General features: G+C 73.4%; 11 protein-coding genes. All 11 read right to left on the bottom strand.

Annotated features, from left to right (window positions below):
• Window positions 1-104: 104 nt before the first annotated feature.
• Complete coding sequence (locus ACZ58V_RS36975; RefSeq protein ID WP_189725842.1) at window positions 105-935, bottom strand: ABC transporter permease; 831 nt, start codon at window positions 933-935, stop codon at window positions 105-107.
• Window positions 932-1921 (bottom strand): ATP-binding cassette domain-containing protein, encoded by a 990-nt coding sequence (locus tag ACZ58V_RS36970; RefSeq protein WP_468192559.1) that lies wholly within the window; start codon window positions 1919-1921, stop codon window positions 932-934. Before ACZ58V_RS36970 ends, ACZ58V_RS36975 begins: the two co-directional genes overlap by 4 nt.
• Window positions 1922-1996: 75 nt before the next feature.
• Window positions 1997-2992 carry a dTDP-glucose 4,6-dehydratase gene (rfbB, locus tag ACZ58V_RS36965; RefSeq protein ID WP_471295580.1) on the bottom strand — a complete coding sequence of 332 codons (996 nt, stop codon included), beginning with the start codon at window positions 2990-2992 and terminating at the stop codon, window positions 1997-1999.
• Between the two features lie 21 nt (window positions 2993-3013).
• Window positions 3014-4294: an activator-dependent family glycosyltransferase gene (locus ACZ58V_RS36960; RefSeq protein ID WP_471295579.1), complete on the bottom strand. Its 1281-nt coding sequence runs from the start codon at window positions 4292-4294 to the stop codon at window positions 3014-3016.
• Between the two features lie 34 nt (window positions 4295-4328).
• Window positions 4329-5570 (bottom strand): cytochrome P450 family protein, encoded by a 1242-nt coding sequence (locus tag ACZ58V_RS36955; RefSeq protein WP_471295577.1) that lies wholly within the window; start codon window positions 5568-5570, stop codon window positions 4329-4331.
• Between the two features lie 118 nt (window positions 5571-5688).
• On the bottom strand, window positions 5689-6669 hold the full coding sequence (locus tag ACZ58V_RS36950; RefSeq protein WP_471295574.1) for an acyltransferase domain-containing protein: 981 nt from the start codon (window positions 6667-6669) through the stop codon (window positions 5689-5691).
• Window positions 6666-7700, bottom strand: coding sequence for a ketoacyl-ACP synthase III family protein (locus ACZ58V_RS36945; protein ID WP_468192566.1), 1035 nt, complete (start codon window positions 7698-7700; stop codon window positions 6666-6668). The genes ACZ58V_RS36950 and ACZ58V_RS36945 overlap by 4 nt, the downstream gene beginning before the upstream one ends.
• Window positions 7701-7946: 246 nt before the next feature.
• Complete coding sequence (locus ACZ58V_RS36940; RefSeq protein WP_471295571.1) at window positions 7947-9188, bottom strand: ketosynthase chain-length factor; 1242 nt, start codon at window positions 9186-9188, stop codon at window positions 7947-7949.
• Window positions 9185-10453, bottom strand: a complete 1269-nt coding sequence (locus ACZ58V_RS36935) for a beta-ketoacyl-[acyl-carrier-protein] synthase family protein (RefSeq protein ID WP_468192570.1) — start codon at window positions 10451-10453, stop codon at window positions 9185-9187. The genes ACZ58V_RS36940 and ACZ58V_RS36935 overlap by 4 nt, the downstream gene beginning before the upstream one ends.
• Window positions 10450-10785 (bottom strand): antibiotic biosynthesis monooxygenase family protein, encoded by a 336-nt coding sequence (locus ACZ58V_RS36930; RefSeq protein ID WP_471295568.1) that lies wholly within the window; start codon window positions 10783-10785, stop codon window positions 10450-10452. Before ACZ58V_RS36930 ends, ACZ58V_RS36935 begins: the two co-directional genes overlap by 4 nt.
• Before the next feature lie 362 nt (window positions 10786-11147).
• A complete protein-coding gene (locus ACZ58V_RS36925) occupies window positions 11148-12158 on the bottom strand; it encodes a hypothetical protein (protein WP_468192572.1) in 1011 nt (336 codons plus the stop codon).
• Window positions 12159-12184 lie beyond the last annotated feature (26 nt).

The following is a 12184-nucleotide window of genomic DNA, read 5'->3' as shown; positions in this document are numbered from 1 at the left end:
ACACACAAGCCGCGGAGGGCGGCCCGCCGAAGTCGCCGGTAAGCCGGGGGGATGTGAGCCGGCCCGGGGGATTGGCCGGCTCACATCCCCGGTTCAGGGTGTGGTTACCGGCTCAGGGAGCGGTACTTGCGGACGGCCAGCGGGAAGAAGACCGCGAAGATCGCGAGTGGCCAGACGAAGGACATGAGCATGGCGTGCTCGGCGATCCAGGAGGTGCCGCCGACCCCGGGGTTGCCGAACAGTTCTCGGGTGGCGTGTGCGGTCGAGGAGAGGGGGTTCCACTCGGCGATGGTCGCCAGCCAGCCCGGCATCATCTCCGGGGAGGCGAAGGTGTTGGCGACGATGCCCAGCGGGAAGAGCAGGGTGTAGACGGCGGAGGCCGCCTCCGGGGTCTTGATGATCAGGCCGAGGTAGATGCCGACCCAGAGAAGGGCGAAGCGCAGGAGAAGCAGGAGCGCGAAGGCGCCGAGCGCCTGCATGAACCCGTCGCTCCAGCTCCACCCGGCGATGACCCCGCAGCCCATGAGGATCATCAGGACGACGGTGCTGTAGAGCATGTTGACGATGCTCTGCCCGATGACGACCGAGGCGGCCGACATGGGCATGGAGCGGAACCGGTCGGTGACGCCCTTGGAGGCGTCGGCGGTGACGCCGGCCATGGTCTCGCCGATGCCGAAGGCCATCGACATGACGAACATGCCGGGCATCAGGAAGTCCATGTAGTCCCCGCCGCCCTCGACCTGCATCCCGCTGCCGAAGATGCCGCCGAAGAGCAGCACCATGAGGATCGGGAAGGCGAGGCCGGCGAGGATCTGGGTGGGGTTGCGGGCCCAGTGGGACAGTCCGCGGAGCGTGAGCGTCCAGGAGTCCGCGAGGACCCAGCCCAGTTTGGCCAGCGGGTTCCTGGGCAGTTCGGGCGCGATGATCGCGGTCATGACTGGGCGACCTCCTTGAGGCTCTGCTCGGCGGACGTGGCCGATCCGTTGCCGGTCAGGTTCAGGAACACCTCGTCGAGTGTGGGCCTGCGCAGGGCGATGTCCTCCGCCTCGATGCCGGCGTCGTCGAGCTCCCGGGTGACCGCGGTGAGGGCGGCGACCCGGTTGTCGACGACGACGCTGACGCGCCGGTTGTCGGTGTCCGTCTCGGGCTCGGCCCGCAGCAGCGCGCCGATCATGCGGCCGGCCCGTTCGAGGTCGTGGGACCTGCGGAGCACGACGTCGATCCGGTCTCCGCCGATCTTGTTCTTGAGCTGGTCCGGGGTGCCGGACTCGACGACCCTGCCGTTGTCGATGAGGGCGATCTTGTCGGCCAGCTGGTCGGCCTCTTCGAGGTACTGGGTGGTCAGCATGACCGTGCGGCCCTCGGAGACCAGGCCGCGGACGGACTCCCAGACGTCGTTGCGGCCCCGCGGGTCGAGCCCGGTGGTGGGCTCGTCGAGGAACAGCACCGACGGGGCCAGGATGAGACTGGCGGCGAGGTCGAGCCGCCGTCGCATACCGCCGGAGTACTGCTTGGCCGGCTTTCCGGCGGCCTCGGTCAGACCGAAGCGCTCCAGCAGTTCGTCTGCTCGGCTCTGCGCGGTGCGCTTGCCGATGTGGTATAAGCGCCCGAACATCACGAGGTTCTGACGGCCGCTCAGGTCCTCGTCCACCGCGGCGTGCTGTCCGAGGAGTCCGATGCTGTAGCGGACCTGGGCCGACTGGGTGGCGACGTCGTAGCCGGCGACCCGTGCGGTGCCCTCGTCGTACTTCAGCAGGGTGGAGAGGATGCGGACCGCGGTGGTCTTTCCGGCGCCGTTCGGGCCGAGAAGGCCGTATACGACGCCTCGGGGTACCTCCAGGTCGAGTCCCGCGAGGGCCTCCTTGTCGCCGTACTTCTTCTTCAGAGCTTCGGTCTGGATCGCCAAATCGGCGCCGCCCATGCCCGCCCCTTCTTTCGGGTGCTCAAATTTGGGTACCCGGCGAGCATAGAGGAGGGCGACCCGGTTATTCAAGTTTTAGTACCCCCTCGTGTGCCCCCTGTCGGCGCCCTCCTCCCGGACGTCCCAGTGGTCGCGGTGGGCGGCGTACCACTCGACCGTCCCGCGCAGTCCGTCGTCCAGCGACCAGCGCGGCGCGTAGCCGAGTTCGCGGCGGATCTTGGAGTCGTCCACCGCGTAGCGGAAGTCGTGCCCCTTGCGGTCCGCGACCCGCTGCACCAGGTCCCAGTCGCGCCCGCAGAGCGCGAGGAGACGGCCGGTCATCTCCTTGTTGGTCAGATGGGTGCCGCCGCCGATGTTGTAGATCTCCCCCGGCCGGCCCTCGTCCAGCACCAGCCGCACGGCCCGGCAGTGGTCGTCGACGTGCAGCCACTCCCGCAGGTTGGAGCCGTCCCCGTACAGCGGGACCGGCTGCCCGTCGAGGAGCCGGGTGACGAACAGCGGGACCAGCTTCTCGGGGTGCTGGCCCGGGCCGTAGTTGTTGGCGCACCGGGTGACGCGCACGTCGAGACCGTGGGTGCGCCAGTACGACCGGGCGATCAGATCGGCCGACGCCTTGGACGCCGCGTACGGGGAGTTGGGCAGCAGCGGCTCGTCCTCCGTCCAGCGTCCCTCGGCGATGGAGCCGTACGTCTCGTCCGTGGAGACCTGGACGAAGACGCCCGTCCCGTGCCGCAGCGCCGCTTCGAGCAGGGCCTGCGTGCCGAGCACGTTCGTGCGGACGAAGGCCTCGGCGCCCGCCACCGAACGGTCCACGTGCGACTCCGCGGCGAAGTGCACCACCGCCTCGTGGCCCGGGAAGACCTTGTCCAGCAGCGGGGTGTCGCAGATGTCGCCGTGCACGAAGGCCAGCCGCGGATGGTGCGGGGGCAGGTTGTTCAGCGTCCCCGCGTAGGTGAGCTTGTCCACGACGGTCACCCGGTCGTCCTCGTGCCCCGGGTAACCGCCGCTCAGCAGTGTTCTGACGAAGTGCGAGCCGATGAAACCGGCCGCACCGGTCACCAGGATGTTCACGCTTCTCCCGTCCTCGTCCCGTCAGCGTGCCGCGACCGGCGACCGGTGACGCGCGGTCAGCTTCTCCAGCGTCGGCACCACTTCGTTGGGGCTCGGCGCCGACAGCATGGCCAGGCGCAGCCGCCGGGCCCCCTCCGTGAACGCCGGGTCGTCGAGCACCCGGACGAGCTTGTCGCGCAGGATGTCGACGGTCAGGCCCTCGGAGTGCAGATGCAGCCCCGCGCCCAGCTCCTCCACCCGCTGGGCCCGGTAGATCGCGTCCCACATCCAGCCGAGCGCCACCTGCGGCACCCCGTAGGCGGCGGCGGTCGCCCAGGTGCCCGCGCCGCCGTGGTGCACGACCGCCGAGCAGCTGGGCAGCAGCGCCAGCAGGGCAACGTGGTCGACGACCCGCGTGTTGTCCGGCACCCGCGACACCTGGGCGAGTTCCTTCTCGCCGAGCGTCGCCACCACCTCGACGTCCAGGTCGGCCAGCGAGGCGAAGACGTCGTTCACGTCGACGGCGTTGGGGAACTCCGTGTCCCGGATGGTGAGCCCGAGGGTGAGGCAGACCCGGCGGCGCTCCGGCGGGCGGCGCAGCCAGTCCGGTACGACGGCCGGGCCGGGCCCGTTGTACGGCACGTAGCGCGTGGGCACCGTCGGCAGCCCCAGCTCCATCCGCACCCCGGGGGGCATCTGGTCGACCGACCACTGTCCTGTGACCACGTCGGGGTCGAAGGCGGCCCCGTGCCGGTCCAGGGTGTACGCCAGCCACTCCTCCAGCGGGTCGTCGCGCAGTTCCGCGGGCAGGTCCGCCTGGCGCCGGCGCAGCGTCAGATGGGTGTTGGCGAAGAGGTCGGGGAAGGCCAGCAGCCGGGCGTGGGCGGCCCCGGTCGCCTTGGCGGCGATGGCGCCCGCGAAGGTGAAGGGCTCCCAGAGCACCAGGTCGGGCTGCCAGAACCGGGCGTAGTCGACGAGTTCGTCGATCATCGAGTCGTTGTTGATCTGGGCGTAGAAGGTCGCCGTCAGCATCGCGTTCGACGCCCGCAGGAAGTCGAGGCTCAGCCGCTCGGGACGGTTCTCGAGGTAGTCGCGGTCCATGTGGTGCATGAGCATCCCGGGACCGACGGTGGGGATGACGGCGTCCATCCGGTGGTTCTCGCCCACCGGCACGGCCGTCAGACCGGCCCGGGTGATGCTCTCGACCGCGGCCGGCTGCCCGGCCACCCGGACCTCGTGCCCGGCGGTCCGCAGCGCCCAGGCGAGCGGGACGACGCCGTTGAGATGGGCGTCCTGTGCGAAGGCTGTCAGCAGTACACGCACCGCGGTGCTCCTCCCCTGGTGTGGGCCGGTCCGGTCATGCGACGGGGAAGCGCAGCACGCCGTGCAGCACCGCGGAGCGCATGCGGCGCAGTACCTCGGCGTTCGTGCGCAGGGCGGGCCGGAGTGCGGCCAGGGCGCGGACGGCCGCTTCGGTCTGGACGCGGACCAGCGCGTCGGTGACCGGGGCGGCGGGACCGCCGAGGAGGGTGAGCGACCGGTCGCCGTCGCCGCGGCCGGGCGTGAAGGCGTCCGGGTCTGCGAAGGCCTCCGGGTCCCGGTTGGCCGCGTCGACGAGCACCACCACGCGGCGGCCCTCCTCGATCGTCCTGCCGTCGAACTCGACCTGCTCGCGCGCGATACGGCTCTCGAACCGCAGCGGCGGAGCCAGCCGCAGGGCCTCCCGGACCGCGGCCGGGGCCGCCTCGGGGTCCTGCCCGATCCGCTGCCACTCCTCCGGGTGCGCCAGCAGGACCTCGACGGCGTTGCACACGGCGGTCGCCGTGACCTCGACGCCCACCACGACGGCCAGCGCGCCGATCGCGACCGCGTCCTGCGGCGACAGGCCGGCGAGGCCGGTGGCACGGCCCGCCTCCACCAGGCCGGTCAGCTCGGCGGACAGGCCCGACACCGCGGTGAGCAGTGCCCGGGCGGTTCCCAGCTGCTGCGGGCAGTGGCCGGCGTCCAGGGCGGTGGCGAGGCCGGCGTGCAGTTCGGGCAGGCGCTCGCGGGTCTCGGCGGGCAGGCCCAGCACCTCGGCCACCACCCGCAGGGCGCCGGGGACGGCGAAGTCCCGGTACAGGTCGAACCGTTCGCCCGTCGCGGCGAGCGTCTCGCGGTAGGCCGCCTCGATCTGAGGCGCCCGCCCCGCGAGCGCCTCGGCCGACAGCAGCGGCGCGGAGGCCTCGGCGAGCGTGCGGTACGCGGCCGGGTCGAGGTTGAGGCGGGCGTCGTCGAGCGGGACGACATGGCACAGCAGGGGGTTGTCCCAGACGTCGACGCCCGGGTGGGACTGCGGCCCCTCCTCGGCGTGGCGCGGGGAGAACCGCGGGTCGCCGAGGACGCGGGCGCCGAGCTCGCGGCTCGCGGTCACCCACGCCCCGACGCTGCTCTCGTGCAGGCCCTGTTCGCGGGCGCGTGCCCCGTGGTCGAGCGGGTCGTCGTCACCGGCGCGCAGGATCATGGCGAAGGGATCGCCCTGGGCGCCGAAGATGAACTGCACGCCTCGGATGGTCAGCAGATGCCGGCCCAACTCGCTGTCGGTCTGATCGGTCAGCATGACACCGTCCTCGAAGGAAGAAGAAAGGCGAAGAGAAGAAGGGTGAAGAGGGAAGAAGCAGGGGCGAAGCGCCACCGGCGACGCTAGGCCGCGTGCCTACAAAGGCACTCGACACGCGCTACACGCCCAGAACCCCGGCGGCGGCGCGTACGGCGGCCACGTCCTGGTCGGCCGGGCCGGGCCGGGCCGGGAGCAGGGGGACGACGGACGAGCGGCCGGAGCGCACGGCCGGGTGGCGGCGGGCCAGCTGGGACAGGCCCTGGCCCGGGCCGGCCTCGACGAGCACCAGGTCTCCTTCCGCGAGGAGCGCGTCCAGGGCGGGCCAGAAGAGCACCGGCGCGACCGGGTGACGGGACCAGAAGGCCGGGTCCTTCGTCTCCGCGGGTGTCAGGAACCGGGCCGTGTACCCGGACATGACCGGGATGCGGGGCTCGCCGACGGGGAGCGCGGCGATCCGCTCGCCGGCTCCGCGCATGGCCGGGGCCAGGGAGGGACTGTGGAACGCCGTGGAGGCCGGCACGCGCTGGAGCACGAACCCGGCGTCGGCGAGTGCCGCCGTGACGGTGCGCAGCGGGTCGTCGAGGCCGGCGAGGACCGTCTGGCGCAGGGCGTTGACGGCGCCGACGACCACGCCGTCGGTGAGGAAGGGCGCCACCTCGTCCTGGCCGGCCGCGACGGCGACCATCCCGCCGGGCGGCGCCTGGGCCAGCCGTCCGACGCGGTCGTGGACCAGGGCGGCGGCGTCCCGCAGCGTGAAGACGCCGGAGAGGACCGCCGCCGCCACCTCGCCGATGCTGTGCCCGAGCAGGGCGACGGGCCGTACGCCCCAGTCGAGGACGAGCCGCCCGAGGGCGTAGTCGACCGCGAACAGCAGCGGCTGGGAGCGCGTGACGTGGTCCATCACCGCGCTGTCGGCCGTCCCCAGCCAGGCCTCGCGCAGACCGGTGCTGTGGCCGCCGAGGTCCGTCAGCGCCGTCAGGGCCTCGTCCATCGCCTCGGCGAAGACGGGCTCGGCGTCCAGCAGTCCGGCGGCCATGCGCAGGTGCTGCGAGCCCTGGCCGGGCAGCAGCAGGGCGACCGGGCGGTCGGTGCCGTTCATCGGTCCCTCCAGGAAGGCGTGTTCAGGATCTCGACCACGGCGCAGGACCAGCTGAAGCCGGCGCCGACGCCGAAGAGCAGGCACGTGTCACCGGGCCCGAGCACCCCGGCGGTGACCAGGTGGTCCAGTCCGGCGAAGGGGTCTCCGGCGCCCAGGTGCCCGATCGTCCGGCTCCAGGACCAGGTGCTGCGCTCGGGGTCGATGCCGAACTTGGCGAAGTAGGCGACATGGAGCCTGCGGTGGCCGAGGTGCGGCAGCACGAACCGGTCGATGTCCGCGAGGCCGAGCCCGGCGTCGGCGAGCGCCTGCTTGACGACGGACTCCTGCGCGGCGGCGACCCGGGCGACGGTCGGGGCCACGCCGTGGCGGGCCAGGAAGTCCCGCTTGTGCGCCTCCAGATCGACGACGTCGCGGTGGCTGAACGGGGCGGGGCCGAACGGGTCGTCGCCGCGGTGCATGCCCTCCAGGTCGGGCGCGGAGACGGTCGCGACGCTGCGGACCCGGGCGAAACCGGAGTGCCGCGAGAGAACGAGGGCGGTGCCGCCGTCGCCGTAGACGGTTCCGGGGTCGCTGCGCCACCGGTCGAAGCCCGGCGGGCAGAACCGGTCGCCGGTGGTCACCAGGGCCGCGACCCGGGCCGGGTCGGCGGCGAGGTAGGCCCAGGCCAGGTCGAGGGCCGCCATGCCGCCGTTGGAGACCTGCCGGACCTCCAGCGCGGGGCACTGGTTGCCGACGGCGGTCCGCTGGACGTAGGAGGCGGGGGCCCACAGGTCGAAGCCCTGGTAGTAGAAGCTGGCGTGCAGCACCAGGTCGATGTCGCCCGGCTCGGCGGCGGCCCGCTCCAGCGCGGTCCGGGCGGCCCGGGCCGCCATCTCGGGAGCGGGCTCCCCCGCGGAGACCGTCACCGACTCCATCCGGGTGGAGCGGGCGACGGCGGCGTCGCAACGCCCGTCCGCGACCGCGTCCGCGACCCGTTCGACCGGGGGCAGCCACGCTCCGGTCGCCCGGATGTACAACTCGCCGCCGTTCACGCCGTCCCCCTCTCCCCGGACAGGCACGCAAGGGCACCGGCGGACATGGAGCGACCCTCCGCGACCCACTCGACGGACGGCAGCCACGCCCCCGTCACCCGGATGTACAACTCGCCGCCGTTCACGCCATCCCCCTCTCCCCGGACAGGCACGCAAGGGCACCGGCGGACATGGAGCCACCCTCCGCGACCCACTCGACGGACGGCAGCCACGCCCCCGTCACCCGGATGTACAACTCGCCGCCGTTCACGCCGCCACCTTCCGCCCGGACCCCGCGATCGCTTCGGCGGGCGCGGGGGCCCGTACGACCATGGCGCTGTTGAAGCCGTGGTGGCCGCGGGCCAGGACCAGGGCCGCGGTGCCGGTGACCGGCCGGGGCCGGCCGACGACGAGGTCGAGGCCGTAGGCGTCGGGGACCCGGGTGACGTTGACCGTGGGCGGGGCGAGCCCGTCGCGCAGGGTCAGCAGGGCGGTCACCACGTCCAGCGGACCGGCGCCGGAGTAGAGCCGGCCGGTGGCCGTCTTGGGCACGGTGACCGGGACTCCGCCCGCGCCGAAGACCGCGGTCAGGGCCTCCGCCTCGGCCGCGTCGAGTTCGGGCACGCCCGCGCCGTCGGCGAGGACGACGGCGATGTCCCGCGGATCGGCTCCGGCGTCGGCGAGCGCCTGCTCGACGGCCCGCCGCAGGGTCGGGGGCCGCCCCGACCCGGGGCGCGGGTCGAAGGTGGCGCCGAATCCGGCGATCTCGCCGTAGGGGCGGCGCCCCCGGGCACGGGCCCCCTCGGCGCTCTCCAGGGTGAGCAGCGCGCCGCCCTCGCCGGGCAGATGACCGGAGGCCCGGTCGTCGAAGGGCAGGTAGGCGTCGGTGGTGAGCCGTCCGCCGGCCAGTTGGGCGGCCATGCCGTACGGGCACAGGGAGCAGTCCATGCCGCCGGAGATCATCAGCCGCGCACCGGAGCGGATCTGGCGTCCGGCGTGGGCGAGGGCGTCCAGGCCCCCGGCCTGCTCGCCGACGAAGACGCCGGTCGGCCCGTTCATGCCGTGCCGGATGGAGATCTGGCCGGTGTTGACGGCGTAGAACCAGGCGAAGGACATGTAGGCGCTGACCTTCTTGGGGGACTCGCCCCACAGGTGCTGCAGTTCGCGCTGGCCGAAGCCGAAGCCGCCGGAGGCGCCGGCCGTGACGACGCCGCGTGCCAGCGACGGCACGGAGTCGAGGTCGATGCCGGCGTCGGCGACGGCCCAGTCGGCCGCGGCCAGGGCGAACTGGGTCATGCGGTCGGTCTGCGGGATCAGCCGGCTGGGCAGGTGGTCGCCCGCCTCGAACCCGGTCACCTCGCCCGCCCGCCGCGTCGGATAGCGGGTGGGGTCGAACGCCTGGACGCGCCGGATGCCGTCCTCGCCGCGCAGCGTCGCCGCCCAGTAGGCGTCGAGTCCGATGCCGGTGGGGGCGACGACCCCGATGCCCGTGACCACGACCGGGGTCATGCGGCCCGCCCCTCGGGCCGGCGCAGCACCATGGCGCTCTGGAAGCCGCCGAAGCCGCTGCCCACGGTGAGCGCGGCCGACATGTCGCGCTCCCTGGCGTGCAGGGGGACGTAGTCCAGGTCGAGTTCGGGGTCGGGGTCGGTGAGGTTCGCGGTGGGCGGGATGACGCCGTGTTCGAGGGCCAGCGCGGTGGCGGCGACCTCGATGGAGCCGATGGCGCCCAGCGAGTGCCCGATCATCGACTTGATGGAGCTGACCGGGACCCGGTGGGCCGCGGCTCCGAGGCTGCGCTTGAGGGCGGCAGTCTCGTGCACGTCGTTCTGCTTGGTGGCGGTGCCGTGGGCGTTGACATAGCCCAGCGCGTCGGGGCCGAGGCGGGCCTCGTCGAGGGCGGCGTCGACGGCGGCGGCCAGCTCGCGTCCGTCGGTGCGCAGTCCGGTCATGTGGTACGCGTTGCCGCGCGAGGCGTAGCCGGCGATCTCGGCGTACACATGGGCGCCCCGGGCCCGGGCCGCGGTGAGTTCCTCGAGGACCAGGACGGCGGCGCCCTCGCCGAGGACGAAGCCGTTGCGGGTGCGGTCGAAGGGGCGCAGCGCGGTCGCCGGGTCGTCGTTGCGGGGCGAGGTGGCCCGGATGGCGTCGAAGCACGCCACGGTGATCGGGGAGATGGGGGCGTCGGTGGCCCCGGCGATCATCACATCGGCCAGGCCCTCGCGGATGAGGGCCACCGCGTGCCCGACCGAGTCGAGGCCGGAGGTGCAGCCGGCCGACACGACGGTGCAGGGGCCTTCGGCGCCGGCCTCCCAGGCGAGCTCGGCGGCCATCGAGCTCGGCACGAAGTGGTCGTAGAGATGGGCGCTCGCGGCGGTGTGGTCGACCAGCCACTCCTGTCCGCCGCCGCTGAGGGCCAGATACTCCTGTTCGAGTTTCTGGGTGCAGCCGACCGCGCTGCCGAGGCTGACGCCGGTGCGGTGGGCGGTCTCGGGGCCGGGCTCCAGTCCGCTGTCGGTGACGGCCTCGCGCAGCGCGACCAGGGCGAACTGTGCCGCCCTGTCGAGCCGTTCGGCGTCCTCGGCGCTCAGCCCCTGCTCCGCGGCGTCGAAGTCGCACTCGGCGGCGATCCGGGAGCGGAAGGGGGCGGGGTCGAAGAGGCTGATGGTCCGGGTAGCGGTGCGGCCGCCGGTGATGGTCTGCCAGAACTGCTTGGTGCCGATGCCGCCGGGGGCCACCACCCCGATGCCGGTGATCGCGACCCGCCGGGTCATCGTGCCTCCCCGGTCGCGCTGTGCCGCTCCAGGTAGAGGTTGGAGCTGCTGGTGCTGATCTCCCGCAGCGCCTCGGCGTGCGGCCGGAAGTCGGCCTGGCCGACGGCGGCACGGAAGGCGGAGACGTCGGACCAGCGGGCGATGTTGACGTAGCTGTGCGGCTTCTCCAGGTGGCGTACGAGGGTGTAGCCGAGGAATCCGGGCTGGCGCTCCATGAAACGCGCCGTGCGGGCGAAGACGTCCTCGAACTCCTCCGGGGAGGTGCGAAGCGTGAAGCTGTTCACGAAGGTGGCCGGGCCGCCGGAGGCGGGGCCGGGCTGATCGGCTGACATGGGATCGGTGCTCCTCATCGTCCGGGCGTCCGGCGACGCGTACGCCGAGGTCAGACTGAAACCCTCCGGCGCGTTCCTCGCGGCGGCCTAGTAGACGGCTGGATCCCGCCCCAGGTCGTGTCCGCAAAGTCCCGTCGTCCGCCTGGAGGGCGGGCCCCGCGGCGTCATGGGGGTACCTCCCCGTCGAGCGCAGCCGAGACTGGGGGAGCCCGCTCTCGGCGTGCCGGGCGGAGCCCCTCGTGCTGGATGTACTCGGGGGTTCGCCCGGTGCGGCGAGTGGAGGCACCTCCCGCGCCCTTGAGGCAGTGGGGGAGCGTGCCAGGCGTCGCGGGGCAGGCGGGACCTTGCGGACACGGCCTGGGTCAGGGGCCCCCGCGCCCCAGCCGCACGGCGGTGCCGACATCCCGCTGCCAGGCGTGGCCGAGTCCGGCGACGGCGGCGATGACGCTCCAGCCGGCCAGCTCACCGCCCTGGTAGCGGACGATGTCGGAGCCGCTGCGCCGGGGCAGGGCCCGGCCCGCGACGATCTCGGCGAGCGGGAGCGGCTCGTGCTGGGTGCCGGTGGAGCGGCCGCCGGGGGGAGCGATGCCGACGTGCCGGACGGCGGGGGCCGAGGCGGGCGGCGCGGCCGCGGCCCCGGGCGGGCGGGCGGTCGGGCCGGTGTCGCCACCGAAGGGGCGAACGCCGATCACCGGATCGCGGGGGTCACCGGGCGCGGCCGTCACGACCGTGGCGGTCTGGTCGATCAGGAGCGCTCCGGCCGCGAGCCATTCGGCGCTGACGGGCGGGTGGCCGCCGGTGGTGGCGACGACGTCGGCGCCCGCGGCGGTGGTGCGGGCGTCCTCGGACACGCGCACCCTCAGGCCGGTGCGCAGGGCGGCGGCGGCTGCGAAGTCCCGGGCCCGGTCAGGCTCCCGGCCGACGACTCGCACCTCGGAGAGCGAGGGCAGGGCGTGGTGCAGGACGAGAAGGCAGGACCAGGCCGCCTCCCCGGTGCCGAAGAGGCCGAGCGCGGAGGGGGCCGGCGGGGCGAGGTACCGCGCGGCGAGTCCGGCGGGGATGGCGCCGCGCCAGCCGTCGAGGGCACCGGCGTCCACGAGGCCGAGGAGGGACCCGTCGTCGGCGAGCAGCAGTTCCACGCACGCGGCGGACAGGCCCGCGCCGGGTTCGAGACGGACGGCGAAGCAGCGGCCGAAGGGGCCGGAAGCGTGCGGTCCCACGGTCAGCCGGCAGTGCGTGGCGGGAAGCAGGACCAGGGTCTCGGGACCGAGCGCCGGACCGTGGCCGAGGAGCAGCCGCTGGACGTCGGAGAACCGCTCCTCCATGAAGGCCTCGTCGTCGAAGGCGTCGTCCACGTCTTCCGAGGTCAGCATGATCGGCACAGCGATCGTCCTCTCGG

The organism is Streptomyces sp. NPDC040589, from assembly GCF_055594445.1.
Note: the sequence above shows the minus strand (reverse complement) of the source record. Positions and strands in the feature narration are given on the sequence as shown.